The sequence below is a fragment of the Stenotrophomonas maltophilia genome (assembly GCF_900186865.1).
In the GTDB taxonomy this organism is placed as follows: Bacteria; Pseudomonadota; Gammaproteobacteria; order Xanthomonadales; family Xanthomonadaceae; genus Stenotrophomonas; species Stenotrophomonas maltophilia.
In genome coordinates, this window is the sequence record NZ_LT906480.1 from 302,256 (window position 1) to 328,761 (window position 26,506).

At 65.1% G+C, this 26,506-nt stretch carries 25 protein-coding genes; 10 read left to right on the top strand and 15 right to left on the bottom strand.

Annotated elements, in window-relative coordinates; translation table 11 throughout:
* Positions 1–100: 100 nt before the first annotated feature.
* Both CKW06_RS01465 and CKW06_RS01470 read right to left on the bottom strand, forming a co-directional pair.
* Complete coding sequence (locus CKW06_RS01465) at positions 101–400, bottom strand: hypothetical protein (protein WP_143568664.1); 300 nt, start codon at positions 398–400, stop codon at positions 101–103.
* Between the two features lie 80 nt (positions 401–480).
* Positions 481–888 (bottom strand): hypothetical protein, encoded by a 408-nt coding sequence (locus tag CKW06_RS01470; RefSeq protein ID WP_024956163.1) that lies wholly within the window; start codon positions 886–888, stop codon positions 481–483.
* 594 nt (positions 889–1,482) lie between these two features.
* On the opposite strand from CKW06_RS01470, the gene CKW06_RS01475 reads away from it, so the two are divergent.
* Positions 1,483–2,253 carry a DUF3011 domain-containing protein gene (locus CKW06_RS01475; RefSeq protein WP_005411960.1) on the top strand — a complete coding sequence of 257 codons (771 nt, stop codon included), beginning with the start codon at positions 1,483–1,485 and terminating at the stop codon, positions 2,251–2,253.
* 24 nt (positions 2,254–2,277) lie between these two features.
* On the opposite strand, the gene CKW06_RS01480 is transcribed toward CKW06_RS01475, so the two are convergent.
* The gene (locus tag CKW06_RS01480; RefSeq protein ID WP_024956162.1) at positions 2,278–2,625 is read right to left on the bottom strand and encodes a hypothetical protein; all 348 of its coding nucleotides are present in this window, start codon (positions 2,623–2,625) and stop codon (positions 2,278–2,280) included.
* A gap of 130 nt (positions 2,626–2,755) precedes the next feature.
* Here CKW06_RS01480 and rocF point away from each other — a divergent pair, with 130 nt between their 5' ends.
* From rocF to CKW06_RS01495, 3 genes are all read left to right on the top strand, one after another.
* Complete coding sequence (gene rocF / locus CKW06_RS01485) at positions 2,756–3,676, top strand: arginase (RefSeq protein ID WP_005407709.1); 921 nt, start codon at positions 2,756–2,758, stop codon at positions 3,674–3,676.
* Positions 3,677–3,836: 160 nt separating this feature from the next.
* Positions 3,837–3,974, top strand: a complete 138-nt coding sequence (locus CKW06_RS01490; protein WP_005407710.1) for an entericidin A/B family lipoprotein — start codon at positions 3,837–3,839, stop codon at positions 3,972–3,974.
* Between the two features lie 207 nt (positions 3,975–4,181).
* Positions 4,182–4,403, top strand: coding sequence for a CsbD family protein (locus CKW06_RS01495; RefSeq protein ID WP_004153772.1), 222 nt, complete (start codon positions 4,182–4,184; stop codon positions 4,401–4,403).
* A gap of 73 nt (positions 4,404–4,476) precedes the next feature.
* On the opposite strand, the gene CKW06_RS01500 is transcribed toward CKW06_RS01495, so the two are convergent.
* Positions 4,477–5,286 (bottom strand): hypothetical protein, encoded by an 810-nt coding sequence (locus CKW06_RS01500; protein ID WP_024956161.1) that lies wholly within the window; start codon positions 5,284–5,286, stop codon positions 4,477–4,479.
* Positions 5,287–5,394: 108 nt separating this feature from the next.
* On the opposite strand from CKW06_RS01500, the gene CKW06_RS01505 reads away from it, so the two are divergent.
* The 4 genes from CKW06_RS01505 (at position 5,395) to CKW06_RS01520 (ending at position 10,085) form a co-directional block, all read left to right on the top strand.
* On the top strand, positions 5,395–6,687 hold the full coding sequence (locus tag CKW06_RS01505; RefSeq protein ID WP_024956160.1) for a tryptophan--tRNA ligase: 1,293 nt from the start codon (positions 5,395–5,397) through the stop codon (positions 6,685–6,687).
* Between the two features lie 167 nt (positions 6,688–6,854).
* Positions 6,855–7,151, top strand: coding sequence for a hypothetical protein (locus tag CKW06_RS01510; protein ID WP_024956159.1), 297 nt, complete (start codon positions 6,855–6,857; stop codon positions 7,149–7,151).
* Positions 7,152–7,394: 243 nt separating this feature from the next.
* Positions 7,395–8,327 (top strand): MBL fold metallo-hydrolase, encoded by a 933-nt coding sequence (locus CKW06_RS01515; protein WP_024956158.1) that lies wholly within the window; start codon positions 7,395–7,397, stop codon positions 8,325–8,327.
* 105 nt (positions 8,328–8,432) lie between these two features.
* Positions 8,433–10,085, top strand: a complete 1,653-nt coding sequence (locus tag CKW06_RS01520; protein ID WP_024956157.1) for a M28 family metallopeptidase — start codon at positions 8,433–8,435, stop codon at positions 10,083–10,085.
* Positions 10,086–10,268: 183 nt separating this feature from the next.
* On the opposite strand, the gene CKW06_RS01525 is transcribed toward CKW06_RS01520, so the two are convergent.
* The 6 genes from CKW06_RS01525 to CKW06_RS01550 all read right to left on the bottom strand — a co-directional run bounded on the left by CKW06_RS01525 (position 10,269) and on the right by CKW06_RS01550 (position 15,917).
* On the bottom strand, positions 10,269–10,568 hold the full coding sequence (locus CKW06_RS01525; RefSeq protein ID WP_024956156.1) for a hypothetical protein: 300 nt from the start codon (positions 10,566–10,568) through the stop codon (positions 10,269–10,271).
* Positions 10,569–10,635: 67 nt separating this feature from the next.
* A complete protein-coding gene (locus CKW06_RS01530; RefSeq protein WP_005407717.1) occupies positions 10,636–11,970 on the bottom strand; it encodes an MFS transporter in 1,335 nt (444 codons plus the stop codon).
* 221 nt (positions 11,971–12,191) lie between these two features.
* Positions 12,192–13,298: an ABC transporter permease gene (locus CKW06_RS01535; protein WP_225792006.1), complete on the bottom strand. Its 1,107-nt coding sequence runs from the start codon at positions 13,296–13,298 to the stop codon at positions 12,192–12,194.
* Positions 13,299–13,309: 11 nt separating this feature from the next.
* Positions 13,310–14,047, bottom strand: coding sequence for an ABC transporter ATP-binding protein (locus CKW06_RS01540; protein ID WP_024956154.1), 738 nt, complete (start codon positions 14,045–14,047; stop codon positions 13,310–13,312).
* Positions 14,034–14,960 (bottom strand): hypothetical protein, encoded by a 927-nt coding sequence (locus CKW06_RS01545; protein WP_005407721.1) that lies wholly within the window; start codon positions 14,958–14,960, stop codon positions 14,034–14,036. Before CKW06_RS01545 ends, CKW06_RS01540 begins: the two co-directional genes overlap by 14 nt.
* A 6-nt stretch (positions 14,961–14,966) precedes the next feature.
* Positions 14,967–15,917, bottom strand: a complete 951-nt coding sequence (locus CKW06_RS01550; protein ID WP_225792005.1) for a HEAT repeat domain-containing protein — start codon at positions 15,915–15,917, stop codon at positions 14,967–14,969.
* Positions 15,918–16,536: 619 nt separating this feature from the next.
* Here CKW06_RS01550 and yedA point away from each other — a divergent pair.
* Complete coding sequence (yedA, locus tag CKW06_RS01555; RefSeq protein ID WP_005407723.1) at positions 16,537–17,442, top strand: drug/metabolite exporter YedA; 906 nt, start codon at positions 16,537–16,539, stop codon at positions 17,440–17,442.
* On the top strand, positions 17,439–18,335 hold the full coding sequence (gene rarD, locus CKW06_RS01560; protein WP_024956153.1) for an EamA family transporter RarD: 897 nt from the start codon (positions 17,439–17,441) through the stop codon (positions 18,333–18,335). Before yedA ends, rarD begins: the two co-directional genes overlap by 4 nt.
* A 207-nt stretch (positions 18,336–18,542) precedes the next feature.
* Here the strand turns inward: rarD and CKW06_RS01565 are convergent, their stop codons facing one another.
* From CKW06_RS01565 to CKW06_RS01585, 5 genes are all read right to left on the bottom strand, one after another.
* A complete protein-coding gene (locus CKW06_RS01565; RefSeq protein WP_024956152.1) occupies positions 18,543–21,401 on the bottom strand; it encodes a TonB-dependent receptor plug domain-containing protein in 2,859 nt (952 codons plus the stop codon).
* 392 nt (positions 21,402–21,793) lie between these two features.
* The gene (locus tag CKW06_RS01570) at positions 21,794–23,116 is read right to left on the bottom strand and encodes an ABC transporter permease (RefSeq protein WP_024956151.1); all 1,323 of its coding nucleotides are present in this window, start codon (positions 23,114–23,116) and stop codon (positions 21,794–21,796) included.
* 13 nt (positions 23,117–23,129) lie between these two features.
* Complete coding sequence (locus tag CKW06_RS01575) at positions 23,130–24,287, bottom strand: ABC transporter permease (protein WP_019338655.1); 1,158 nt, start codon at positions 24,285–24,287, stop codon at positions 23,130–23,132.
* Positions 24,288–24,301: 14 nt separating this feature from the next.
* Positions 24,302–24,991, bottom strand: a complete 690-nt coding sequence (locus CKW06_RS01580) for an ABC transporter ATP-binding protein (RefSeq protein ID WP_004137569.1) — start codon at positions 24,989–24,991, stop codon at positions 24,302–24,304.
* Between the two features lie 102 nt (positions 24,992–25,093).
* On the bottom strand, positions 25,094–26,347 hold the full coding sequence (locus tag CKW06_RS01585; protein ID WP_024956150.1) for an efflux RND transporter periplasmic adaptor subunit: 1,254 nt from the start codon (positions 26,345–26,347) through the stop codon (positions 25,094–25,096).
* Positions 26,348–26,506 lie beyond the last annotated feature (159 nt).

Below are 26,506 nucleotides of genomic sequence, written 5' to 3' on the forward strand. Positions count from 1 at the left end.
CAGCTTGTGTGCCACGCTGCGCATTGATGCCTCACGCGTCTGCCGTTGCCAGATCAAGGCATTCGGCGCGAACAGGTTCAATCAAACCGGATGATGCGGATCAACCCTTTGTTGGTGATCCGTCTCCGAAGGCGGCCAACGTGCCACAAGTGAACACCTCCTTCGCACCTTCGTAATTGATGAATGAGATTGTGCAATTCGCCCGCGTTCCAGGACGGATCCGGGCGATGGCTCTGTCATTCAGCACGAAGCTGTACCACATGAGTTCAGGGCTTATGGACAGCGCCATGGGGCGCGCGGTGGAGGCGATCATCTCGGCAACAGCGCCGCCGCGCGAATCCACTTCGTCCAGCCGCAGCTCAACGAGGACAGGTTTCAGGTTTGGGTAGGGTGTGCTCATTCCAGCAGCGGGTCTGCCTGATTCGTTCGTCGGGGTTGCGGCGTGTTGAATCTGTGCGTTGGAGACGCCAATGTTCCGCATTATTGAGCCCCGCCCACCTGCAACGCCACATACTCCGCCAGCCCCCGACAGGCCAGCATCAGCCCTTCGCGCGTGCCATCGCCGATATCGTCCTTCTCTTGCCCGTCCACGCGCACGCGCTCTGCGGCGTGATACAGCTCCAACAACGATACCAGGCCGACTGCGGCGCGATCCCGGCGTGCGGCGGCCACGGCCTGGCCGGGTGTGCTGGCGGGCCCCGTCCACGGCTGTCCGTCGGCGGCATCACCGGCGCGGATGCGCTGCAGGCATCCGGGCAGGTTGATCGGCGCAGGGGCCTCGTTGGCGGCGGCGAAAGCGGCTTCCAACGGCTGCGCCAGTTCGGGCGGCAGGCGCAGGGCAGCCTCGCCCAGGGTGGCGGTCAGGTACGGGTGATGGGCCTTGGGCATGCGGGCATCCTCGTCGGGAACAGAGGTGCCACCCGAGGAGGGTGGCGGGCGATGCGTGGCTTCCAAGACCGGGTCAACGAATCGGCGGGCACGAGGCCCCCACGCACCGCCCGCCGTCGATCGGCTAACGGATTGCCAGCCGGCGCCGTACTTGGGAGGACGACGCCGGCTGGCAAGCGTATACATCGTTGACAACACGGGCTTGGAAGTCCCGGCCACCCTCGCAGGTGGCGATTCATCATGCGCACGTGAAATCACCGCCTGCCAGTCGTTTGTTTCGATGGCATCGGGTGATCTGAAAGGAAAAATGAATTATCGCGTTTGGCCCGTTTCGAGCATTGCAATGCCAGAAGCGACATTTCGCGCGGGGCTGCAACCAACGATGAATCCTGGTGCGTCATTGCTGTCGCAGGGCCTTTCATGGCCCAGGAAGTAAAGCTGGCTTAACTTCCCCGGCAGGGCTTCCAGAACACCTTACCAGACATGAATCCCCACGCGCGCTACCCGGAAATTGATATTCCTCACGGACAGCCCGCAGCGCTCCACCGCATACTGCCGCCACACGCCCATCCTGGGCCCCTTCGGGATCCGCACATGCGTCGCCATGCCCTGTCGCTCACCGTCGCACTGGTATCCACCGCCTTCGTGGTCCCAGCCATGGCCGCGGTACCGTTCTTCAACGCCAGCTGCCCGGGCGGCATCGATGTGCACGCCGACGAAGGCGGTCCGGTCTACGTGCAAGGCCGCGAGACGGCGTTGAAACGTTTCAACGACCGCTATTTCGAAGCACGCGATGCCAACAGCGGCATCACCCTGTCGATCAGCCGTAACGATGACGGCTCGCCGCAGGTCAGCTACACCGGCCGAGGCGGCGCCACTGGCATCTGCCAGGTCAGCAGCCGTGGTGCGCCCGCGCCCGCCACAAACAGCGCCCGCCCTGGCGACGCTGCCACCGGGGATGCCGCGCTACCGCGCGAAGTCACTTGCGAATCCACCGGCCAGCAGCAGGTGTCGTGCGATCTGAATACCCGTGGCAATGTGGAGATCGTGCGCCAGCTCAGCCGCACCCGCTGCGAGGAAGGCAAGAACTGGGGCCTGTCGCGGCACTCGGTGTGGGTCAATGGCGGCTGCCGCGCGGTGTTCCGCAATGTGTCTTCGGTGACCACCCCGGCGCCGTCAGGCGATACCGCACTGGGGGCCTGCAATGTGCGCAAGGGCGCGCAGGGCGCCCTGGTCACCCAGATGCCGGTGGGCAGCGATTACCAGGAACTGATCATCGATTATCCCGACGGCCGCTTCCTGTGCATGATGCGCAACAACGGCCAGGTGCAGAGCCTGACGCCGGTTCGCCGCCGCGGACGCTGAGCGCGCAGCGGGTTGGGGCAGGCTTCAGCCGCAGGACTTATACAGCAACACCCACGCCAGCATCAGGGTGAACATGCCAACGAAGGTCAGGCCGAACCATAGCGCCGCCAGCTTCACGTTGCCGATCAATGCCGTCGCCACACGGGGCAGCTCGCTTTTCAGAATCGGGTGTTCGGCGTGTGCTTTGCGCAGACGCTGCCAACCCAACCCGAGGAATACCAGGGTCGAGAGCGGCACCAGCAGGAGCGTCGCCTGCATCAGCCAGCGGTACGGCGATGCATCGATCGAGCTGCTCAACAGAACCGCAAAAGCGGCGACGGGCAGCGCGCCCATGAAGAAGCGTGGCCAGGCGGTGTTGATGAAGGGCGACATCGCAATCTTCCATGAAAGGTGGTCGGGACCGCGCGGCATCATGCCATGCAATGGCCCTGCTGCACCGCCGCGAGTGGTGTCACACAGCTCTGGCTAGACTGTGCTTCTTTTTCCCCCGCAGGAGGCACCCATGGCCCATCCCATTTCCGTATCGCTGATTGGCGTTCCCACCGATGTGGGTGCGGGCCATCGCGGTGCACGGCTGGGGCCGGAAGCGCTGCGCGTGGCTGGGCTGCCGGAAGCGCTCGAGGCGCGCGGCGTGGATGTGCGCGACCTGGGCAACCTGGATGGTCCGCGCAATCCGTGGACCGCGCCGGTGGAAGGCTACCGCCACCTGGATGAAGTGGTGGCGTGGAACCACGCGCTGATGGAAGCCAGCTATGCCGAACTGCAGGCCGGCCGCATGCCGATCATGCTCGGCGGCGACCACTGCCTGGGCATCGGTTCGATCACTGCCGTGGCACGCTGGTGCCGCGAGCAGGGCAAGACTCTGCGCGTGCTGTGGCTGGATGCGCATTCGGACTTCAACACCAGCGATGTCACTCCATCGGGCAACATCCACGGCATGCCGGTGGCCTGCCTGTGCGGCCTCGGCCCGAAGGCGCTGACCCACCTCGGCGGCAGCGCACCGGCGATCACCCCCATCCAGGTGCACCAGATCGGCATCCGTTCGGTGGACCCGGAAGAGAAGCGCCTGATCAAGACCCACAAGGTGGATGTCTACGACATGCGCTACATCGACGAGAACGGCATGAAGCGCGCGGTCGAGGCAGCACTGGCGGGCATCGACGAGAACACCCACCTGCATGTCAGCTTCGATGTGGATTTCCTCGACCCGAGCATCGCACCGGGCGTCGGCACCACCGTGCCGGGCGGGGTGAACTACCGCGAGGCGCAGCTGGTGATGGAGATGATTGCCGACACCGGGCGCATGGGTTCGCTGGACATCGTCGAGCTCAACCCCTTGCTGGACAAGCAGAATGCCACCGCCGAACTGGCCGTGGACCTGGTCGAAAGCCTGTTCGGCAAGTCCACCCTGATGCGCGACTGAGCTCTCCGCCTGAACGGATCGATGATCCGTTCACACCCGCTCCACGCCCCTGCCGCCAGATTGCACATCACGCGGCGGCAGTGGCATTGGCTCCTTCCGCCGAGCGACCGAACCCCATCCGCGAATGAAGCGGTATAGCGGCGAACCCAAGGAGAAGCCCATGAAGCGCGTAGTTGCCCTGATGCTGTTGTCGATGTTCTCGGTGGCCCTGCTGGCCGGTTGCAACACCGTTGCCGGTGCCGGCAAGGACGTGCAGAAGGCTGGCGAAAAGGTTGAGGATGCCGCCAAGGGCCGTTGAGCCTGAAGTGGAACGGAAAGCAAAAAGGCCGGGGGGACCTCCCCGGCCTTTTTTCTTGCGCGTTCTTCTGCAGCGTACGTGTCGAAGCGTAGTGAACCATTCAAGCAGGTGAGCAGTGCTTTCATGGTCGGTTGACCGGCACTCAACAGCCGCTGCGCGAAGCTGTAGCCACGGTAAGAACGCCGTTGCAACCAAGGACTCCCAGCAATGAACAAAGACATCATTTCCGGCAAGTGGTCGCAGCTGAAGGGCAAGGCCCAGGCCAAGTGGGGCGATCTGACCAACGACGACTTCGATGTGGCTGAAGGCAATGCCGAGTATCTGGCCGGCCGCCTGCAGGAACGTTATGGCTGGGCCAAGGATCGCGCTGAGAAGGAAGTCCGTGAGTTCCAGGATGCCGTGAGCAAGGACTACCCGGACTACAAGTAAGCGCTACGGTTTTCCCCCACGGCACAACGCCCGCACCGAGAGGTTGCGGGCGTTGTGCTGTCTGGGCGGCCGATCAACGCGCCGGCGGGTCCGGCACATAGCGGTTGGGGAACGCCTGCGGTTCGCGCGGCAGGCGCGACGGCGGTGTATCGACCAGGATGCTGCGCGCGCGCAGATTGCGGGCGCTGTCGTAGCGCAGCTGCAGAACCTGCGCCGGGCTGCGGCTGGCGCGTTCGAAGTCGGTATCGCGTACCGACGACTGCTCGCGTGCGCCGTGGCCGGTGCCCAGCGCAGGGGCCTGCGACTTGCTGGCATAGCCCTCGATGCGGCTGTTGCTGGCGCTGGCATCGGCCGCCGCTTCGGCCGTCGGGGCCGGTGCCGGCAGCGGCAGGCTGCGGCGCAGGATCGGATCCGGACGCCAGCGGCGCGCTTCCTCGAACACCGCCACGCCGACCACGCCGATGTTGTCCGGGCGACCGGTGCGGCTGGCATAGCTGCCGCTGGGGCTGCTGAACACGAACTGCGCCACTTCATCCTGGCTCTTGCGCCAGCCGGTGATGTCGGCGCGCTGGCCGGGGTTGAGCACGTAGCCGGTCTGCGACGGATCGGCATCCTCGCCGGAGATGGCGTTGACGCCGTCTACCGACAGCACCACCAGCACCCGGCGCGGGCTGTCGTTGTACAGGCGCACGGCGTAGCGGTGGCCGCGCTCGCCGGCCACCCAGCGCTGGCCCTCGGCGGGGTAGCTGCGCAATTCGGTGCCGCGGTCGCGGTCGACCAGAGACATGCGCACGGGGCCGCCCTCGTAGGCCGGCGGCGGCATCGGGGCGGGGCGGAAGCCGGCCAGGGGCAGGATCAACAGCAGGGGCAGCAGGCGTTTCATCGGGCGTCTCCAGCGGGGTTGCGTGAATGAACGCGCCGCCGGCCCTGACGGGGTTGGTGGCGTGCAAGGTAAACTGGCCCCGTTCATCGAAGGTTACCCCACGCAGTCATGACCACCCGAGTCCTTACCGGCATCACCCCCTCCGGCACGCCCCACCTGGGCAACTACGTTGGCGCCATCCGTCCGGCCATCGCGGCCAGCCGCGCCCCGGGGATCGAGAGCTTCTTCTTCCTGGCCGACCTGCACAGCCTGATCAAGTCGCAGGACCCGCAGCGCACCCAGCGCGCGACCCTGGAGATCGCGGCCAGCTGGCTGGCCTGTGGCCTGGACCCGGAACACGTGTGGTTCTACCGCCAGAGCGACATCCGCGAGACCACCGAGCTGATGTGGTTCCTGACCGCGATCGCCAGCAAGGGCATCCTCAACCGCGCGCACGCCTACAAGGCGGCGGTGGACAAGAACCGCGAGGAAGGCGTGGACGAGGACGCAGGCGTCAGCGCCGGCCTGTTCATGTACCCGGTGCTGATGGCCGCCGACATTCTGATCTTCAAGGCCAACCAGGTACCGGTGGGCCGTGACCAGATCCAGCACATCGAGATGGCGCGCGACTTCGCCCAGCGCTTCAACCACGTGTATGGCAAGGAGTACTTCCCGCTGCCGGACGTGGTGATCGACGAGCAGGTGGCGACGCTGGCGGGCCTGGATGGCCGCAAGATGAGCAAGAGCTACCACAACACCATTCCGCTGTTCGTGCCGCGCGAGGAGCTGAAGAAGCTGGTGTTCTCGATCCTGACCGACTCGCGCGTACCTGGCGAGCCGAAGGACACCGAGGGCTCTGCGCTGTTCCAGATGTACCAGGCCTTCGCCACCCCGGAACAGACCGCCGAATTCGCCAGGGCGTTCGCCGCCGGCATCAGCTGGGGTGACGCCAAGCAGCAGCTGTTCGAGCGCATCGACAGCGAGCTGTCGCCGTTGCGCGAACGCTACAACGCGCTGATGGCCGAGCCGGAGAAGATCGAGGCGCTGCTCAAGCGCCGTGGCCAGCAGCTGCGCGAGCAGCTGGCGGCACCGCTGCTGGACGAGCTGCGCCACGCCGTGGGCCTGCGTGACCTGTCCACCGCAGGCGATATCGCCAGCGAGGACGCCGGCGTGGCCCGCGTGGCACCGCCACTGTTCAAGCAGTACCGCGAGAAGGACGGCCGCTTCTACTTCAAGCTGACCGCCGGTGACGGCACGCTGCTGATCCAGAGCGAAGGCTTCGATTCGCCGCGCGATGCGGGGCAGTTGATTGCCGTGATCAAGCAGGCGGAGCAGGGTGACCAGCTGCAGAGCGAACTGTTCAAGCTGGAAGCCGAAGTGGACGCCGTGCTGGCGGCCCTGGCCATGCTGCGCGAAGCGTAAGGGGTAGTGCCGGCCGCTGGCCGGCAACTGCATAGGAAATGCCGGCCAGCGGCCGGCACTACCACGGCACTGCGTAGGAAAACGCCGGCCAGCGGCCGGCACTACCCGCGAACGAAGGTCATGGCATGATGTCCGCGCGCCTCCGGCGCGATGACATGGAGTCTGCGATGGCCTGGTTGTCGCTGCTGCTGTTCCTGCCCTGGTTCCTGCTGCTGGGCAGCCTGTACTGGCTGTTCCCGCGCCAGCCGCGCACCCCGCGGCGGCGCCTGTTCGATGGCTCCACCCTGCTGCTGGCCTTCGCCCTGAGCATCGCCTCGATGCTGTGGGGGTATCGACTTGGCATGGCACAGCCCGGCGCCGGCCCGATCTGGCCGCAGGTACTGGCGGTGCTGTACGCCTACGGCGCATTCCTGGCGGTGCTGGTGCTGGCCCTGCTGCTGCGGCCGCGGTTCGCATTGCGCTGAACCTGGCCCTTGCGCACCCGATGGACCTGCGGTTGGTTGGCCTGCGCTTGCCTGCGCTTGCCCTTGGTAGAGTCGACTGTGAGTCTACTGCTCCTCTGGAAGCCCGCGCTGCGCGCGACAGTCGACTGACAGTCGACTCTACCCGGCCACAACCCGGCACCACCCGACCAAAGCCGCATCGAACCCGGACCGCCCGCGCGCCTACCATGGGCGTCTGTTCCCGATCCTGCCAGGTGCGTGCCGATGATCGCCGACCCCAGCATCCACACCATCGATACCGGCTTCCAGCGTCCCGACTTCGACGCGGCCTATCTGATCGTTGAAAACGACCGCGCCGCGTTCGTCGACTGTGGCACGGGGCTGTCGGTGCCGGCCATGCTGCAGGCGCTGGCCAACGCGGGTCTGGCCGTTGACGCGGTGGACTGGCTGCTGCTCACGCACGTGCACCTGGACCACGCCGGCGGCGCCGGCCTGCTGATGCAGCAGCTGCCCAACGCAAAGGCAGTGCTGCACCCGCGCGGTGCGCCGCACATGATCGACCCGACCCGGCTGATTGCCGGTGCCACGGCGGTGTACGGTGCCGAGGAAATCGCGCGCAGCTATGGTCGTATCGAGGCCATTCCCGAACATCGTGTGGTGGTGGCCGAGGACGGCCACCGTATCGACCTGGCCGGCCGCGAGCTGGTGCTGCTGCACACCCCGGGCCACGCACTGCACCATTACTGCGTGTGGGATGCGCGCAGCCGCAGCTGGTTCACCGGCGATACCTTCGGCATTTCCTACCGCGAGCTGGACAGCGCGCAGGGGGCCTTCATCTTCCCGACCTCGTCGCCGGTGCAGTTCGACCCGGAAGCGATGAAGGCCTCGATCCAGCGCATGCTGGGCTATGGCCCGCAGGCGATGTACCTGACCCACTACGGACGTGTGGAACAGGTGCAGAAACTGGCCAACGACCTGTTCGAACAGATCGATGCGATGGCCACCATCGGCCGCCAGTGCGATGGCCGGCCGGACCGCCACCGCTGCCTGCTGGCCGCGCTGCAGGCGCTGTACCTGGAACGTGCACAGCTGCATGGCTGTGCGCTGGACGATGCGGCGGTGATCGCTGTTCTGGCGATGGACATCGAACTCAACGCGCAGGGCCTGGCCTGCTGGCTGGACCGCATCAGCAGGTAGACCCACGCCATGCGTGGATGACGTGGGCCCAGGCTGCGCCGTGATGTCACGACCACGTTACACTCTGGTGACTTCCAAGCTAGCCGTGGTACTGCCGTGAATCCGATGCGCGTGTTGCTGCTGTCGTCCTGCCTGTTTGTCGGTGGCCTGGCCCATGCGGCCAACGACCTGCCGGGTGGCGGCATCGATCCGCAGGCTCTGTCGCGCCACGTGCGTGTGCTGGCGTCGGATGAATTCGAGGGTCGCGCGCCGGCCACCGAGGGCGAAGAGCGCACGGTGCAGTACCTGATCGAGCAGTTCCGCAGCTACGGCCTGCAGCCGGGTGGCGTGGATGGCAGCTGGGTGCAGCCGGTGCCGCTGGTGCGCGCGCAGCTGGACGGGCCGGCCAAGGCCAGCCTGTCGCTGAAGCAGGGCAAGCGCGCGCTGGCCAACGGCGTGGACGTGACCCTGCAGAGCCTGCAGCCGCGCAAGCGCGTGCAGATCAAGGACGCGCCACTGGTGTTCGTCGGCTATGGCATCGACGCACCGGAACGCCACTGGAACGACTACAAGGACGTGGACCTGCACGGCAAGATCGCCGTGGTGCTGATCAACGACGCCGATTTCGAAGCCGATGCGCCGGGCGCGTTCGATGGCAAGGCGGTGACCTACTACGGCCGCTGGACCTACAAGTTCGAGGAAGCCGCGCGCCGTGGTGCCGAGGGTGTGCTGATCGTGCACGAGACCGCGCCGGCCGCCTATGGCTGGGCCACTGTGAAGAGCTCGAGCACCTCGCCGCTGTTCGACATCGAACGCGGCCAGGCCGAGGCGATGGCGCAGCACACGCCGCTGCGTGGCTGGATGCAGCGCGAACTTGCCGAGGCGATCTTCGCTGACGCCGGCTTGGACTTCGATGCCGAGAAGCGCAAGGCGATGCGTGCGGACTTCCGCCCGGTGGCACTGGACAACGCGAAGCTGAGCGTGGATTTCGCGCTCAAGCGCGAGCAGGTGGTGACCCGCAACGTGGTGGCCAAGCTGCCCGGTGGTGAACACGCCGACGAGGCCGTGATCTTCTCCGCGCACTGGGATGCGTTCGGTATCGGCCAAGCCGACGCCAAGGGCGACCGCATCCGCCGTGGTGCGATCGACAACGCCACCGGCGTGGCCACGGTGCTGGAACTGGGCCGCGTGTTCGCCGCCGGCCCGCAGCCGCAGCGCACGCTGTACTTCGTGGCCCTCACCGCCGAAGAGAAGGGCCTGCTGGGCGCCAGCTACTACGCCGCGCATCCGCTGGCGCCGCTGGACAAGACCGCTGCAGTGCTGAACATCGAGATGTTCAGCCCGGATGGCGCGACCCGCGACATCGCTTCGTGGGGCAAGGGCCGGGTGTCGCTGGAAGGCGACCTGGAACGCGTGGCCAAGGCCCGCGGTCGCAGCTACAGCCCGGACCCGAACCTGGAGGCCGGCTTCTTCTACCGCGCCGACCACTTCGCCTTTGCCCGCCTGGGCGTGCCGGCGATTACCATCGGCCCGGGCCTGGACAAGCTGGACGGCGGCGTTGAAGCCGGCCGCGCGCTGCGCGAGAAGTACTTCGCCGACTGCTACCACCAGGCCTGCGATGCCTGGACCCCGAGCTGGGATCCGAGCGGCCACGCGGCTGACACTCTGCTGGTCTACGACCTGGGTGCCGAGCTGGCCAACAGCCGCCGCTGGCCGACGTGGGAGAAGGAATCGGAGTTCCGCGGCGCGCGCGACAAGAGCGAAGCGGCCCGCCGCTGAGGCTCGGGACCGGCGGGGTGTCATGTCATTCCGCCGGGGGTAGAGTCGACTGCCAGTCGACTATCGCGCGCAGCGCGGGTTTTTCGGTGCCGACAGAGAGAGCAGTCGACCAACAGTCGACTCTACCGATTGCGGATTGCGGATTGCGGATTGCGGATTTCCATTGCCGGCCAGCGGCCGGCACTACCTGCGCCGGCGCAGCAGCGTCCATGCGCCCCAGCCGGCGGCCGCGAGCGCTGCCAGATAGCACGCCACCATCGTACGCAGGCCAACCGGCGACCCTGCATTGATGCCGCGATGCAGGCGCAGTTGCAGCGAGCTGTGGCCGCTGCCCAGGTCCACCGCCAGCTGCAGCGCCAGCGCGGCGCAGAACACCAGCAGGGCCATTCCGAAGCCGATGCGCGGCCACGCGACCTGTGCGTTGGGGCGGCGCAGCAGCCAGGCCAGTGCCGTGGCTGCGGCCAGCGTCGCCGCGATCCACATCAGTGGCGTGGCGGGAGACGCAGCGGCCACCGGCAGTGAACCGGTGGACGCGATCAGGGCAACGCGCTTACTTGCGGGTGCCGTCGAGCCAGTTCGGGCCCTTGTTGGTGAGGAAGAACACATAGACCACCAACGATACCGCGATCGTTGCGGTCACGTAGATGGCGAACCAGTCGACGTGGCCGGTCTTCAGCGCGCCCTGGTACAGCAGCGGGGCGGTGCCGCCGAACAGCGAGTTGGCCAGCGCATAACCCAGGCCTACGCCCAGCGCACGCACGTGGGTGGGGAACAGCTCGGCCTTCACCACGGCATTGATCGAGGTGTAGCCGGTGAGGATGACGAAGGCCAGTGCCAGGGTCAGGAAGGCCAGGGTGGCGTCGTGCTGGTGCGGCAGCTGGGTGACCAGGTACCAGCTGTACAGCACACCGCCCACACCGAAGAACACCAGCAGGGTCTTGCGGCCGATGATGTCCGACAGCCAGCCGCCGACCGGCTGCAGCACCATCAGGAACGCCAGCACGCCCAGGTTGATCAGGGTGCCGGTCATCGGGTCGTTGCCCGCGAATGCGCTCTGGATCATTTTCGGGCCGTTCACCGAGTAGGTGTAGAAGGCCACGGTGCCACCGGCGGTGATCAGGAAGCACAGCAGCAGCGGCCGCCACTGGTGCACGAACAGCTCGTACATGGAGCCGGACTTCTGCGCCTTGCCCTCGCGCGCAGCTTCGATCGACGACTCCGACAGCGATTCGTCCATGCCGCGGCGCAGCCAGAACACCACCACCGCGGCGATGCCTCCGATGCCGAAGGCGATGCGCCAGCCCCACTCGGAGATCTCCGGCTTGCCCCAGAAGGTCAGCATCAGCAGCAGGGTCAGCTGGGCCAGGACATGGCCGCCAACCAGGGTGACGTAGTGGAAGGAGGACAGGAAGCCGCGACGGCCGGGAATGGCGGCCTCGGACATGTAGGTGGCGCTGGCGCCGTACTCGCCGCCGGTGGCGAAGCCCTGCAGCAGGCGCGCGAACAGCAGGATGACTGCGGCCCAGATGCCGATGCTGGCGGCGGTGGGGGTGATGGCGATCAGGAACGAGCACAGCGCCATCAGCGTGACCGAGACAGTCAGCGCCAACCGACGGCCGTGGCGGTCGGCGAAGCGGCCGAAGAACCAGGCACCGATCGGGCGCATCAGGAACGTGGCGGCGAAGATCGCCCACACGTACATCGTGGAGTTCTTGTCGTCCGGCGAGAAGAACTGCGATTCGAAGTACACGGCGAACACCGAGTACACGTAGACGTCATACCACTCCACCAGGTTGCCGGCGGAGCCTTTGAGGGTATTGGAGATCGACCGGCGCAGCGCGGCGCCGTCGGTGCGGGTGACAGCGGATTGGGACGTGGTGCTCATCCGGGTGGGAATCCTCGATGCGGCGCTTCCGTGCGGGAAAGATCGGTGCCAGCCGCGCGCGGGGCGCTGACGGCCAGCCTCCTAGGTACTGCATCCCACGTCAACGCCGGGTGCCGGAGGGGCGGGGCAGGGCATGGGACCGCACAGGGTGACAGCGCAGGGGGGCAGGGACCATAGCTAATACGTCGTAAGGAGAGCCGCTGCAGCCCTTCTCGGTAGCCTCAATCAGACGATGTATGCGTTGGTTCAACCGGGGAAACGATGGCAGTCCTGAAGTTGCTGCGGGCCCACTTCCGCAAAAGTGCTGCCGTGAAGGCCAGAAGCGACAGGGACAGCGCGATCTCCCAGATCGGCACATTCACGTACAGAAGCCGAACCGGCATTGCAGCCATTGACGTGAAAGGAAAAAGGGACATTACGTGCATGAATGCACCGTCGGGCGTCCGCAGGCCAGCAAATCCAATCATGATCATCGTCAGTGGGAAAGCCGGGAGCGTGTTGCGGAAAGCTGAATGCGGTGATCGAATGGCGGTAGCGCACGCGGCGAAAAACCAGTTCCACAGCATGAGCCCCAGAAGGCAGAACACGAGCAGGCCGAGCATCACCTTCCAACTGCCTTCGGCAAAGGTTGCATCCCCACTCGCCGAACCGGACATCAGCGTCCAACCGATTGCACCGTAGACCCCATACACTGCCACCGTCTTCAATCCATGAAGGATGGACGCGGCAACTTTGCAGTCGAGCCAGAGCCCAGGTGGCGCTGCACTCAGGATCATTTCTGTAGCATGACCAAAGCGCTCTCCCAGCAGGCCCTGAAAAATCATGCCAAGGCAGCCAAGTATGGCGAGTGTCGTCAGTACCACCATTGCGATTGAAACAGCGGTCAAGGATGTGTCCGCGAAGACCGCGGTGCCCCGAGAGTCAATGACGCGTAGCGAGACTGGTGAGTCCACCTTCCGAAGCTGGTCACGGGTTACACCGAGCAGTGATAGAGAATGTTGACGGTGGAGCGTGTCCAGGCTGCGTTGCAGTTCCCCAAGCCAGCCCGGCGGCTGCTCGGTGTGGAGAATATAGTCTCCGGCCACCGAGGACAGAATTGGTGGATCGCCTGAGACCCCATCTCCCAGCGCGTCACTGAAGTGGAAGCGCCCCTCGCTCAGGCCCGCTACTGGAGTGCCTCGCGCATCCAAGTGGACGACGGCTGCAGATTCCCGAGCAAGAATGGCGTCTCCACCCAACTTCACCAATGCGATCACTGCGAGCAATAGAAGACCTGCAACTTCGCCACGAATGTCCAGGTGCCGTCTGAATTCGAACAGGCTGATCATGAAGAACGGGCTCACTCGCATAAGCTTTTCTCCGGTCGAAGGTCATGCGGGGAGGACTCGCAATGCAGAGGATGAGAGAGCGCCACGATGCGGGTAGGGTGAAGGTCCTGCGACGTGGCGGGATGAAGCTGTCCATCCCTCAGCATGAGAATCCTTCTGGCGAGGCGCTGAAGCAACTCAATGTGGTGGGCGGAAAGCACAACGGCTGTACCTTGGCGTGCCGCACGATTGATGAGGTCGGCAACGGCAATCTGGTTTACAGGGTCCAGTCCCGAGAACGGCTCATCAAGGATCAGGACGCCCGGGTCGTGAAGCATGCAGGCGGCGAGCTGCAGCTTCTGCAGGTTGCCCTTGGAGAGGCTGGATACTCGATTTGAGGCGCGCGCCAGCAGCCCTATTTCTTCAAGCCACACATCGCGTGCCTTCACCGCCTGCTTTCCTGACATCCCTCTCAGTCGCGCCCAGAACTCCAGCGTCCTTCCAACGGTGACTTCGGAGAAGAGACTGCGCGATTCGGGCAGATAGCCAATATCCACGTACGGTACGCTGGCGGTGTCGGCTTCGGTTCCAAAAGCTACGGTTCCGGAATCGGCAGGAATGAGATGGCAGAGGATACGGAAGAGCGTCGTCTTGCCAACGCCATTGGCACCGATGATGCCAACGATCTCCCCTGGAGGTACGCAAAGATCGAGGTCCCGCAGCACGACCCTCTCGCCAAACCGCTTGCAGACCTGCTCAGCGAGAAGCATGGCGGGACCTCTCTTCAAAACCGTCAGCCAATTGGCGGGCTCTGGATCGCATGAACAGGCTGTGCCTGGACTGGACCATGGTGGTCAACTGAAGGGCGGCTTCGGGGGTTGGCGAGTTCGCAATCAGGGCTTCCAGTGCAGCCATGCGCACTCGGTCCATCGGGTGGCTCCTGAAAATATCGCGAAGCAGTTGCTGCGAATCCCCATCTTCCGTCGCAGCCGCGATCATGAAAATGGCCGCAGCGCTGGAGCGGTTGATGATCTGCGAAATCGTGCCGGTTCCAGGTTCGAACTCGTACTGGTCCATGGTTACACTTCTCAGTGAGTGCTCCATGATGTTGATGCTTACCGAGAAGCTTTCTGGTGCCATTTGTTGGTGGACATCCTGGAATGCCCTGTACAGCAGCATGCTTCCCTTGTTGAGCTGGGATCGTTCCATGAACCTGAGATCGACACTTTCTCCGGGAATTCCGCAAACAGACGCGTAGTCGTACTCGAAGTAGTCACTTATGTACCCCGGTCCCTGATATCCGATGGTCAGGAAATTGAAGTTGTGGTCGTGCGGAATGCCATAGAAAAACGTGCTGTGCCCACTTGCAGCAAGGATCTCGTCCTCATGGCCAGGCCAGAAGCATGCGCGGATGAAGTAGCTCTGGCCCGAGACCTGTGGGGCATGGAGCATCAGGACCTGGGGTGTGTAGTCGTTATCGACCTGAATGCTTTTCGAATCCTTGAGTTCCTTGCAGATGATCTCGCTCAGGAATGTCTGGTTGTTGCCCAGCTTCCTCAGCACGGGGGCCACTGAGATCATCGACTCTTGGTCGCGGGGATCGAACGCCGAATCGTGTAGGTAGTCCACGAGTTCCATCAGGCCGATCGAATCCTGGGACGTGTCTTCAATGCGGATTGGCATGGTTGCTCATCCTTGTTCCAGTGAGCGGGTCGCAAGCTTCCTGATCTCTTCGTTCACATCGTTCTCCCTCATTTCCTTGAGTCGCTCGGATGCCGCTGCCGGGTCAACGCGGTAGAGCGATCTCAGCGCGTTCCAGCGAACGAATGTCGTCGGATGGCGCGACATGTCCAGCAAGGCTCCGGTGTTGTCGCTCCCCCGCAGGTAGGACAATGCTGTCGCGATGATCTGGAGCCGGGAGTCGGTTACGCTTGTCGCCGTGCAGCCGACGAGCTTTCCGGACTGCAGGGAGAAGTGCTGAGTGACCTCGGACCTTGATCTGGACGAGAGGCAGACAATCATCGACGTCGGACTGGAGCCATGTAGAAGGTGCATTCCCTGCCTGCCGCCCTCAAGGAACAGATGGTCACCAGAAGCCGACTGCCCTCGACTAGGCGGGCCCAGCCGCGGGTCGGATTCGTCACCGGTGTGGACCGGGTATACCTGATACTCGACGCCGGGCGTATCCGTGAAGAACACCAGTGAGTCCGTGCCGTTGATGGTGATTCCGGTTTCGACACCGGCCTGGAATGCTGCAGCTGCCTGAAGTGGCGAGCTCTGCATGTAGTGCACGTCCACGAACTCGTCCTTGTATATGACCATTCCCGCCAGTGGAGGCTTGACGAAGAATTTCCCCGGCGTCGCATACAGTGGACTGCCCATGTGGCTCCGGCACTCATCGTGGAAGAAGTCGCGCAGGATTACCTGATCGAACTCACGGCATATCGAAAGCATGGATTGACGGTTTGTCGAGGTGTCCCCACTTCCATTGATCAGCGATCCCCATTGGCGAATACGTGCCGCACGTCCAGTGGCCTCGAGCACGCCCAAGAGCGACGATCTCCTTCCGAATATCTCCGTCAGTGCAGACAGTTCTGCAGGATCATCCGCGAGTTCCAACATTCGAGCTGGATCTTTCATATTGTCTCCGGAGGGTGGGTCGGATGATCCGACCCACCCGAGTGGGATATCACTTCGGATGGATGCCCCGGTTGATGAGAATGCCGACAACGATGCCGACAGCTGCGCAGCCTGCTCCGGTTGTCTCAATCAAGATGCACGAACCGTGCATCCCTACCGATCTGGCCTGCTTGGGTAGTGCTTTCGGTTCCACGGGATGCTCCTCAGATGGGCAGGACGGCAATGACGATTGCAACGGCAATCAGGACCGGTTCAATGGGTGAGCACAGCAATGAAGCACCAGCAACTCCCACCGGCATTGCGAGTGGAGGCGGTATGCAGGTCATGGTGGTTCTCCTGTTCAGGTCATTGGCCCAACACCTGCTGGGCAAGTCCGTTCTCAGTGATCGGAGCAATCCTTTCCTTGATCGGCATCTCACTTGTGTTCGGCGGGGTGCGATACGTCAGCTTGGATGACACTGCCACCCGCCTGGCGGCGCAACAGACGTCGGGGTTTGTCTCAACCCTGTCGAGGGAAAACCCGGCGCCTTTGTAGGTGCAAATCAGCGTGCCCGGAACCGGGGTTATTTCCGTCAGCCGAACGATCTAGAATCCGTTTTTCCCCGCCCGCTGGTGCGTCATGTCGGCTTCCCCTGTTCCCTTTGCGGCTGCCCCCCGGGGTGGCCTTGTCGCGCTGGCATTGCTGCTGGTCTACGTGGTCTGGGGCTCGACCTACCTGGGCATCGCCAAGGCCCTGCACGGCGGCGCGCTGCCGCTGACGATGGTTTCCGGCAGCCGGTTCATCATTGCCGGTGGCCTGATGTTCCTGGCCTTGCGCCTGTTCTGGAAGATGCCGAACCCGACCCTGCGGCAGTGGCGCAACCTGGTGGTGATGGGCGTGACCATGCTGGTGCTGGGCAACGGCATGGTGGTGCTGGCCGAGCGTGAGGTGTCCTCGGGCCTGGCCGCGACAGCGGTGGCCTCGGTGCCGCTGTGGATGGCGCTGTTCTCGGCGCTGCGCGGGCAGCATGCCAGCCGCGGTGAGTGGCTGGGCATCGCCATCGGCTTCCTCGGCGTAGTCTGGCTCAACGCCGGCAGCAGCCTGACGGCCTCGCCGACCGGGCTGGTGCTGCTGCTGATCGCGCCGATCGGCTGGGCCTTCGGTTCGGTGTGGGCGCGCGGCCTGGACCTGCCGGGCCCGTTCATGACCGCCGCCGGGCAGATGATCTGCGGTGGCGTGCTGCTGGTGCTGATCGGCCTGGCGGTCGGCGAGCGCCCGACCACGCTGCCCGATACCGGTGGCCTGCTGGCGATGGCCTACCTGTGCGTGTTCGGTTCCATCGTTGCCTTCACCGCCTACGTCTGGCTGCTGCAGAACGTGCGGCCGGCGCTGGCCGGCAGCTATGCGTACGTCAATCCGGTGATCGCGGTGCTGCTGGGCGCGCTGCTCAACGGCGAGCGCTTCGGCTGGCGCGACCTGCTGGCGATGGCGGTGATTCTCCTGGGTGTGGTGGTGCTGACAATGGCAAGGACGAGAAAGAAGTGAGCATGGAAGAGAAAGAACAACGCCGGGGCCTGCTGGTCACCGCATCCACCTTCGTGATCTGGGGCCTGGTGCCGGTCTATTGGCACCTGCTCAACGAGGTACCCTCGTTCCAGATCATCGCCCACCGCATCATCTGGAGCACCGTGATGGTGCTGGGCTGGCTCTTGATCAGCTCGCGCCTGGGCTGGTGGCAGAAGATCGCCGCGCAGCCGCGCGCGCTGCCGATCCTGCTGGTGTCGAGCCTGACCATCGCCTTCAACTGGGGCCTGTACATCTGGGCGGTCAACGCCGGCCATGTGATCGAGACCAGCCTGGGCTACTTCATCAACCCGCTGGTGAACGTGCTGCTGGGCGTGCTGGTGCTGAAGGAGCGGCTGCGGCGCCTGCAGTGGGTGGCGGTGGCGATGGCGGCGGTGGGCGTGGCCTGGCTGACCATCGACGCGGGTACGCCGCCGTGGATCGCGCTGGGCCTGGCCTGTTCGTTCGGCCTGTATGGCCTGCTGCGCAAGCTGGTCTCGGTCGATCCGGTGGCCGGCCTGGGCGTGGAGAGCATGTACCTGTTCCTGCCGGCGCTGGCCTTCGCGATCTGGGCGGAAAACGGCCATGGCGGCGCGTTCTTCCATGGCTGGGGCTGGCGCAATGACCTGCTGCTGGTCTTCGGTGGCGCAGTGACCGCAGTGCCGCTGATCGGTTTCGCCTACGGCGTGAAGCGCATCCCGCTGTCGCTGGTCGGCATCCTGCAGTACATCGCGCCGAGCCTGCAGCTGCTGCTGGGCGTGTTCTTCTTCCACGAAGCGTTCGATACTGCCAAGGCGATCGGCTTCGCCGCGATCTGGGCCGGCCTGATCCTGTTCGTCGGTGACAACATCCGCACGATGCGCGCCAAGCGCTAGCGCCGGCGGGGCTGCGGGGTCGGATCCCTCCGCAACGCGGAGGGCTCTGACCCTGTTCTATCCGTCGCGTGGGGTCAGAGCCCTTCGCAGGGCGAAGGGATCCGACCCGCTTCCACCCAAAAAAGAACGGCGCCCCGAAGGGCGCCGTTCTGCTTCCATCCACCGCCAGGAGAGAGAGATGGCGGTGGCGGGAACGCGGTTGCAGGCTTAGAAGCGCTGCTGGTACTTCATGTACATGAAACGACCGATGTCGAAGCCACCGTAGTAGGTGAAGCTGCTGTTCGGCTGGCTGTACATGATCGGACCCTGGTGGTCGAAGACGTTGTTCACGCCCAGCGACACGGTGCCGTCCCACGGCAGGCTGTAACGCACCTGCAGGTCGTGGAAGGTGTTGGAGCCCACCTTGCGGCTCGGCTGCGCATCGGTGTACGGCGAGACGAAGCCGGCCATGTTGCAGTCCGGGCCACCGGCCAGGTCATACGAGCAGGCTTCCTTCATGCCCGAGTAGTAGCGGGCGGTCCAACCGATGCCCAGGTCGCCGTACTGCCAATCCAGGTTGAAGGTCGAACGCACGCGGAAGTTGCCCTGCCAGCCGGTCTTCTGCTCCACCGGCGTGGTGGCGGCGCTGTCGTTGCGCTGCTCCAGGTAGTCGGTGTAGGTGGTGTTCCAGGTGGCGGCAAAGCGGCCGAACGCGGTTTCCGGCAGGCGGTAACGCAGGCTGAAGTCGTAGCCGGCGGTTTCGCGGTAGCCCGCATTGACCAGCGAGCGGTCCAGCGACGTCACCTGACCCAGCGTCTTGGCGCTGGTGGAACGGGTGAAGCGGCCGCACGCCGAATCCACGCCCTGCACGTAGCACTGGTTGAGGATGTCGGTGGCCGACTCACCCACGATCGCGTTGTCGATGCGGATCTTCCACCAGTCCAGGCTGACGTCCAGGCCCGGCACGAACTCGGGGCTGTACACCAGGCCCACGGTCCAGGTCTTGGCGGTTTCCGGCTTCAGGTTCGCATTGGAACCGGAGTCGAAATCGGCGATGCCCTGCTGGCCCGGACGGTTGGCGACGTTGCCTTCCGACGCGGTCTGCTGGCGGAAGTCCGCCGGCACCTTCAGCGCCTGGCAACGTGCGGCCACGGTCGCGCTGCTGGCAGCGATGCCGAACGAGGTATCGCACGGATCGGTGAACGAATCACGGCTCTTCACCGCACCGCCGTACAGGTCGTCCACGGTCGGCGCACGGAAGCCGGTGCCATAGGTCGCGCGCACCAGCAGGCTGTCGATCGGCTTCCACTTCAGGCCGAACTTGCTGTTGGTGGTCGAACCGAAGGTGTTGTAGTCGGTGTAGCGGCCGGCCAGGTCCAGCGACAGTTCACGCGCGAACGGCATGTCGGCCAGCAGCGGCACCTGCAGCTCCAGGTAGACCTCGTTGAGCGAGTAGTCGCCACGGGTCGGCTGGCCGGTGGTGCCGGCAATCTGGCCCTTCTGCACCATCAGGTCCGGGGTGTAGCTGGCTTCTTCGTTGCGGTGCTCGAAGCCCATCGCGGCCATCACGTCGCCGGCCGGCAGGGTGAACACCGAACCGGAGATGTTGGCGCTGGCGACCTTCGTGGTGCTCTTCATCTTGTCGACGAAGCGGGTGAACAGGTAGTCCTGCACGTCCTGGTTGCTCAGCGAGCCCGGGCCTGCATAGCCCATCGGCGCGGCCGGGTTCCACGGCACGCAGCCGGCGATCACTGCACCCGGGCTGCCGCAGCGTGCCACGCTGCCATCCATGAAGGATGGGCCGACCGCCAGGTCGACATGCGGCTGGTACATGCTGCCGGTACCGATGCGCTCGCCTTCATTGCGGTTGTACATGTAGCTGACGTTCCAGTCCCAGTAACGCGAACCGGTTTCGAAGCTGCCTTCCAGGCCGATGCTGGCGCGCTTGGTGTCCAGGTTGTTCTCGGTCGCACGCGGCATTTCTTCGGTGCGGTGCGAGAACAGCACGTCCTGGCCCCAGTGGTTGAACGCACTGTCCTTGGACAGGGCAGCACGGGAACCGTTGCGCGCCTGTGCGGTGGACACCGAGTAGGGGTAGCCGGCCAGGTGCTTGGTCGACTCGCGCTTGCTGTACAGCGCGTCGGCCACGATGCGCAGGTCATCGGTGATCGAGAAGCCACCGTTGGCGAACACCGAAGTGCGCTCCAGGCCGCTCAGCAGGCTCATGTTGGTCTTGGTGTTGGCACCATCGGCCGGATTGGGCGTGTGGAAATTGCCCTTCTGGCTCGGGTCGCCGCCCGGGCCCACGGTCAGCGACTTGCCGTCGACAGTGACGCTGCCCCACTGCGTGGTCTGGTTCAGTGCCTTGACGTCGTCGGGATGGCGCGGGCCACCCGGGTAACGGCTGAACTCGCGCTCGCTGCCGAGGATCTCGTCTTCCTTGGTGCGCTCGGCCCCAACGCTGAACCAGCCGCGGTCGAAGGTCTTGCCGAAGGTGGCGCTGTAGGAGCGCTTCTGGCCGTCACCTTCACCGTACTGGCCGACGTAGACGCTGGCTTCGCCACCGTCGAAGTTCTTGCGGGTGATGATGTTGACCACACCGGCGATGGCGTCCGAGCCGTACAGCGCGGACGCGCCATCGGTGAGCACTTCCACCCGCTCGACAATCGCGGAGGGAATCGAAGCCAGGTCGGAGTAGCCACCGGCGCTGACGCCCATGCGGCGGCCGTCGATCAGCACCAGGCTGCGCTCCGGGCCGAGGTTGCGCAGGCTGACGTACGTGCCGCCGAAGTCGCGCGAAGAACTCAGCGACGACGAGCGGCTCAGGCTCGGTGCGCCGGCGGCGGTGACGTCCTGCAGGATGTCGGCGACGTTGATGTAACCCTTCTTCTCGATCTCGGCGCGGCTGAGCGCGACGACCGGCTGTGCGGTCTCGACACTGGCCTGGCGGATGCGCGAGCCGGTGATTTCGATGCGATCGAGGTTGGTCGGGGTATCGCCGGCGCTCTGTGCGAAGGCGGGGGTGGTGCAGCTGGCGGCCAGCGCGATGACGATCGCGTTGCGCAGCGGATTGGTTTTCAGGGACATCCGTGAAATCTCGTGTTTCAGGAAAAACAAGCGCCCGTTCTATGGACGCGTGGGGTGCTGCAAACCAACGTGGGGGGGCGATTCTAGAATGTTTCCATTCGTAACTGTTTGCCTCTGCGCCGCGGATGTGCGCGAAAATGAATCGCAACCAACAATCCACAGATGGGATGTGCGCAACGTCACGCGCGTTGCGCTTTCGATGGGCAGAGGCATCGATAGCGGCGTATTTCCCGCAATCTGTAGCCGTGCGCGTGCGCCGGCATCCATCCACGCATGGCGTGGATCTACTGGACGTCCTGGCTCACCACCAAGCGTGGATGACGCGCAAAATAAAAGGGACGGAGCCTTCGCTCCGTCCCCTGCGTGATGCGCAGTCCACCGCTGCGTGATGCTCAGGTTTCTCGCAACGCCGTGGTGATCGGCAAACGGGCCGCGCGCAGCGCCGGGAACAGGCCGCCGACCAGGCCGATGCCCAGCGCCCATTTCAGTCCGGTCCACAGCAGTTCCGGCGACACATGGAACTTGAACACCACCGCGCTGAAGTTGCTGCCTATGGTGGACACGCTGTAGCCATTGAACAGCAGCCACGCCACCGCACACCCCAGAAGGCCACCCAGCAACGCCAGCAGCATGGTCTCCAGCATCACCGCCGTCACCACCGGCAGGCCGCGGAAGCCGATCGCGCGCATGGTGGCGATCTCGCGCGCACGGGTGGCCACGGCCGCATACATGGTGTTGAGTGCGCCGAACACTGCACCCACCGCCATGATCGTGCCGATCACCTTGCCGAGGATGTCGATCAGCTTGGTCAGCCCGCCGCCCTGCTTGCTGTAGTAGACACGGGTGGTTTCCACGTCCAGTTTCAGGCGCGGGTCGGCGGCGACCGCTGCCTTGAACTGCTCGAAGCCGGCCTTGCCATCGGTACGCACGCTGATCGACTGCCAGGCGCTGCGCTGGTAGGTGGTGGCCAGCGTATCGGCGTCGGTCCACAGCTCCGAATCGTGCGCATCGCCGGTGGCGAACACGCCGACCACGGTCCAGGTCTGGTTGCCCAGGGTCAGCATCCTGCCCACGTCCATGTCGCGGAACTGGCCCTTGGCACCCTGGCCGACCACGATCTCGCGCAGGCCGGCTGCGAACTTGCGGCCTTCGATGATCTTGACCTTGTCATGCACGGCCCAGGCCTGCGGACCAACGCCGCGGAACTGCGCGTTGACGTCGGTGCCGTCGGACTTCGATACCAGGTTGACCACCTGCGACAGCTCCGGCGACAGCAGCGGCCGGCCTTCGCCATCGCGGCTGATGCCGGGCAGGGTGGACAACGTCGGCACCTGCTCGCGGGTGATCACCGAGTTGGTCTCGGCCTGCGAGCCGCCGCGCAGCACGATGGCGGTGGTGTCGTCGCCGGTGTTGTTGAGCGTGGCCTGGAAGCCTTCGCCCATCGCCAGCATCGCCACCAGCACGCCGACCACGCCGGCGATGCCGACCACGATCACCGAGGACGCGCCCCAGCGCTGCGGCAGGCTGGCCACGCCGATGCGGGTGGCGGCCAGCGCCAACCGTCCGCCACGGGTCAGCAGCAGCCACAGTGCCACCAGCACGGCCACGGCCAGCACGCCGAACCACGGCAGGCTGATCCACAGCACCAGGCCGATCACCAGCAGCAGCACCGTCAGGCCGTTGCCCAGCCATTTCTTGAGTTTGCTCTTGAACATGTCGGTGTCCTCCTCAGCGGCCGGCCAGTGCGTCGACGATCTTCAGGCGCTTGGCACGCAGCGCCGGCAACAACCCGACGATGATGCCGATCACCACGATCAGGCCCAGCCCCATAAGCCAGGTCGGCGTCGGTACGTGCGGCGGCAGCATGCCCATGCTCTTCGGGCCGATCGCCGGCAGGATCAGTGCGGCCAGGCCCATGCCGATCAGGCCGCCCAGGCCGATCAGCAGCACCGACTCCACCATCACCAGGGTCAGCACGGTGCTGTCCTTGAAGCCCAGCGTCTTCAGCGTGGCCAGCTCCGGCACGCGTTCGCGCACCGCCTGCGCCATGGTGTTGCCGGTCAGCAGCAGCAGGGTGAAGAACACCGCGCCCATGATTGAAGTGACGATCATGCCGATGTCGGCGAACTGCTTGACGAAGGCCTGCTGGAACGCCGACTCGGTCTGGGTCTTGGTCTCGTGGTCGGAGTTGGCCGAGATTGCATCAATGGCCTGCGCTACCCGCGAGGAATGATCCGGGTTGTCCAGCGTCACCGTGTACCAGCTCACCTGGTTCTTGATGTAGTCGTTGGATTCATCGAAGTACTTCCAGTTCATCATCAACTGGCGTTCTTCGTTGGCCGCCAGCGCTCGGTCCTTGGAACGGTAGATGCCCTTCAGTTCCAGCGGCCAGTCGTTGCTGCCGCCGCGCGGGAAGATCGTGGCCTGCAACGGGATGGTGTCGCCGATCTTCCAGCCGAACTGCTTGGCCAGGGTCTCGCCCACGATGGCGCCGGTGCGGGTCTGCTTCCAGTCCTCCAGCTGTGCCGGATCGATCTGCAGTTCGCGGTAGACATCGAAGTAGTTGGGCGACACCGAGAAGTTCGGGAAGAAGTTCTTTGGATCCTGGTAGATGCCGCCGAACCACATGCCGTAGGCCACGTCGCGCACGCCGGCCACCTGGCGGATCTGGGTTTCCAGGCGGATCGGCAGCGACTGGGTGATCGACAGCCGCGAGGCCACCACCAGGCGATTGGCGCCTTCCACGCTGCCGCCGGACGAGAACGCCACGCGCACCGAGTCGAGCATGCCGAACAGCAGGAACGCGGCCACCACCGACAGCAGGGTCAACAGGGTGCGCGTGCGGCTGCGGAACAGCTGCGCCCACACCAACGAGAAGTATTTCATCGCCGTGGCCTCCGTCAGTGGGCCAGCGGCGCGTCGGCCAGCTCGCCCTTGTCCAGGTGCACCGTGTGCGTGGCGTACTCGGCGGCCTTCGGGTCATGGGTGACCATGATGATGGTCTTGCCGTGTTCGCGGTTGAGCTGCTGCAGCAGGCCGAGGATCTCCTCGGCGGACTGGCGGTCGAGGTCGCCGGTGGGTTCGTCGCAGATCAGGAAGGTCGGGTCGGAGACGATCGCCCGCGCGATCGCCACGCGCTGCTGCTGGCCGCCGGACAGTTCATTGGGGCGATGGCTGCGGCGGTCGGCCAGGCCGACCAGGGTCAGCGCGATCTCGGCATTGCGGCGGCGCTGCGCGGCATTGAGATGGGTCAGCAGCAGCGGCAGCTCCACGTTCTTCTGCGCGGTCAGCATCGGCATCAGGTTGTAGAACTGGAACACGAAGCCGACGTGGTGGCTGCGCCAGGTCGACAGCTGGCCGCCGCTCATCTGGTCGATGCGCTCGCCTTCGATGCTGATCTCGCCGCCGCTGGGGTTGTCCAGGCCGCCGATCAGGTTGAGCAGGGTGGTCTTGCCCGAGCCGGACGGGCCCATCAGCGCGACGAAGTCGCCGCTGGCGATGTCCAGGTCGATGCCGTGCAGCACCTGCACTTTCTCGGGGCCACGCTGGTAGGTCTTGGTGATGTTGCGCAGTGAAACCAGGGTCGACATGGGTGGTTCTCCACGGAAGGCGGGAAACGGGGAAGCGCACCTGCGGTGGCCGCAGGCGTGCGTCGAGCGGTGTTGCCGGCGGCGCCCATGGGCGCCAGGCCGTTACTGCGCTTGTTTCTGTTGCACCTTGGCGCCATCGCGCAGGGTGTCCGGCGGGTTCACCACCACCGACTCACCCGCGCTGACGCCCTTGAGGATCTGGCGGTCCTTGCCCATCGCCTGGCCGGCCTCGACCGTGCGCTGCTGCACGCGGCTCTGGTCGCCCAGTACGAAGGTCACCGAGGCGCCCTCGCGCTGGATCACCGCGCCAGCCGGCACGCGCACGCCCTGCGGTTTGGCGGCCGCCTGCGGCTGCGCCTGCTCCAGGAAGCTGACCCGCACGCCCATCTCCGGCACGATGCGCGGGTCCTTCACCTTCAGCGCCACGCGCACCTTCACCGTGGCCTTGCCGCGGTCGGCAGTGGGGATGATGGCGATGACCTCGCCCGGAATCTTCCACTCCGGATAAGCGTTGAGCGTGGCTTCCACCGGCATCTTCGGTTGCACGCGGCCGATGAAGGCCTCGCCGACCTCGACTTCGATCTCCAGCGAGTCCATGTCGACGATGGTGCCGATGCCGGTACGGGTGAAACCACCGCCCGCCGACAGCGGCGAAACGATTTCGCCCGGCTGCGCGGCCTTGGCGGTGACCACGCCGGAGAACGGCGCGCGCACGATGTTGTTGTCCACGCCCAGATCGGCAATGGCCAGCTGGTCGTTGGCGACCTTGACGTTGCGCTGGGCCGTTTCCAGCTGCGCACGCAGGCTGTCACGCTGGGCCACGGCCTGGTCGTACTGCGAACGTGACACCAGTTGCTGGCCGACCAGCGCCTGCAGGCGGCTGGCTTCGGCGGCGGCCTGCTTCTGCTGTGCCTCCAGCCCGGCCACCTGGCTGCGCGCGGCCTGCAACTGCGAGGCATACAGGCTGCGCTGCGCATCGGCATCGATCGGATCCAAGGTGGCCATCACCTGGCCGGCTTCGACCCGCATGCCTTCCTCGATCATCACCTCGCGCACCTTGCCGGTGATCTTGGCCGAGACCGTGGCCATGCGCCGGGCGACCACGTAGCCACTGGCATCGAGCACCGAACTGCTGGCGCTGCCCTGCTGGATGGCCACTGCGGGCGCGGTTTCCACTTCCACGGCCGGCGCGCGGCCGAACAGGAAGGCCACGGCAGCGGCGATCAGCAGCACGACCACGATGATCGCGATCCACAGCCAACGACGGCTACCGCCATTGCTGCCACCACCGGAGGCGGGCGGCGGCGACTTGCGGTCGATACGGAGTTCCTTCAACAGCTCGGCAGAAGCGTTCATTCGTTCCATCACAGGCGTTCGGGCGGGTATGGCCGGAAGCGCGGACGGCGGCGGTTCCGGCGGTGGAGCGTGCGGCACAGCATGAAGGCAGGCACAGCGATGACGGCAGTGACAGCTGTCATCCGATGACACTGACGGCGGCAACTGCGAAATGTGACC

What these genes read in the sequence shown, in the direction of transcription:
- CKW06_RS01465 (WP_143568664.1), bottom strand. Translation starts at nt 400, where the DNA reads ATGAGCACACCCTACCCAAACCTGAAACCTGTCCTCGTTGAGCTGCGG.
- CKW06_RS01470 (WP_024956163.1), bottom strand. Translation starts at nt 888, where the DNA reads ATGCCCAAGGCCCATCACCCGTACCTGACCGCCACCCTGGGCGAGGCT.
- CKW06_RS01475 (WP_005411960.1), top strand. Translation starts at nt 1,483, where the DNA reads ATGCGTCGCCATGCCCTGTCGCTCACCGTCGCACTGGTATCCACCGCC.
- CKW06_RS01480 (WP_024956162.1), bottom strand. Translation starts at nt 2,625, where the DNA reads ATGTCGCCCTTCATCAACACCGCCTGGCCACGCTTCTTCATGGGCGCG.
- rocF (WP_005407709.1), top strand. Translation starts at nt 2,756, where the DNA reads ATGGCCCATCCCATTTCCGTATCGCTGATTGGCGTTCCCACCGATGTG.
- CKW06_RS01490 (WP_005407710.1), top strand. Translation starts at nt 3,837, where the DNA reads ATGAAGCGCGTAGTTGCCCTGATGCTGTTGTCGATGTTCTCGGTGGCC.
- CKW06_RS01495 (WP_004153772.1), top strand. Translation starts at nt 4,182, where the DNA reads ATGAACAAAGACATCATTTCCGGCAAGTGGTCGCAGCTGAAGGGCAAG.
- CKW06_RS01500 (WP_024956161.1), bottom strand. Translation starts at nt 5,286, where the DNA reads ATGAAACGCCTGCTGCCCCTGCTGTTGATCCTGCCCCTGGCCGGCTTC.
- CKW06_RS01505 (WP_024956160.1), top strand. Translation starts at nt 5,395, where the DNA reads ATGACCACCCGAGTCCTTACCGGCATCACCCCCTCCGGCACGCCCCAC.
- CKW06_RS01510 (WP_024956159.1), top strand. Translation starts at nt 6,855, where the DNA reads ATGGCCTGGTTGTCGCTGCTGCTGTTCCTGCCCTGGTTCCTGCTGCTG.
- CKW06_RS01515 (WP_024956158.1), top strand. Translation starts at nt 7,395, where the DNA reads ATGATCGCCGACCCCAGCATCCACACCATCGATACCGGCTTCCAGCGT.
- CKW06_RS01520 (WP_024956157.1), top strand. Translation starts at nt 8,433, where the DNA reads ATGCGCGTGTTGCTGCTGTCGTCCTGCCTGTTTGTCGGTGGCCTGGCC.
- CKW06_RS01525 (WP_024956156.1), bottom strand. Translation starts at nt 10,568, where the DNA reads ATGTGGATCGCGGCGACGCTGGCCGCAGCCACGGCACTGGCCTGGCTG.
- CKW06_RS01530 (WP_005407717.1), bottom strand. Translation starts at nt 11,970, where the DNA reads ATGAGCACCACGTCCCAATCCGCTGTCACCCGCACCGACGGCGCCGCG.
- CKW06_RS01535 (WP_225792006.1), bottom strand. Translation starts at nt 13,298, where the DNA reads ATGATCAGCCTGTTCGAATTCAGACGGCACCTGGACATTCGTGGCGAA.
- CKW06_RS01540 (WP_024956154.1), bottom strand. Translation starts at nt 14,047, where the DNA reads ATGCTTCTCGCTGAGCAGGTCTGCAAGCGGTTTGGCGAGAGGGTCGTG.
- CKW06_RS01545 (WP_005407721.1), bottom strand. Translation starts at nt 14,960, where the DNA reads ATGCCAATCCGCATTGAAGACACGTCCCAGGATTCGATCGGCCTGATG.
- CKW06_RS01550 (WP_225792005.1), bottom strand. Translation starts at nt 15,917, where the DNA reads ATGAAAGATCCAGCTCGAATGTTGGAACTCGCGGATGATCCTGCAGAA.
- yedA (WP_005407723.1), top strand. Translation starts at nt 16,537, where the DNA reads ATGTCGGCTTCCCCTGTTCCCTTTGCGGCTGCCCCCCGGGGTGGCCTT.
- CKW06_RS01565 (WP_024956152.1), bottom strand. Translation starts at nt 21,401, where the DNA reads ATGTCCCTGAAAACCAATCCGCTGCGCAACGCGATCGTCATCGCGCTG.
- CKW06_RS01570 (WP_024956151.1), bottom strand. Translation starts at nt 23,116, where the DNA reads ATGTTCAAGAGCAAACTCAAGAAATGGCTGGGCAACGGCCTGACGGTG.
- CKW06_RS01575 (WP_019338655.1), bottom strand. Translation starts at nt 24,287, where the DNA reads ATGAAATACTTCTCGTTGGTGTGGGCGCAGCTGTTCCGCAGCCGCACG.
- CKW06_RS01580 (WP_004137569.1), bottom strand. Translation starts at nt 24,991, where the DNA reads ATGTCGACCCTGGTTTCACTGCGCAACATCACCAAGACCTACCAGCGT.
- CKW06_RS01585 (WP_024956150.1), bottom strand. Translation starts at nt 26,347, where the DNA reads ATGAACGCTTCTGCCGAGCTGTTGAAGGAACTCCGTATCGACCGCAAG.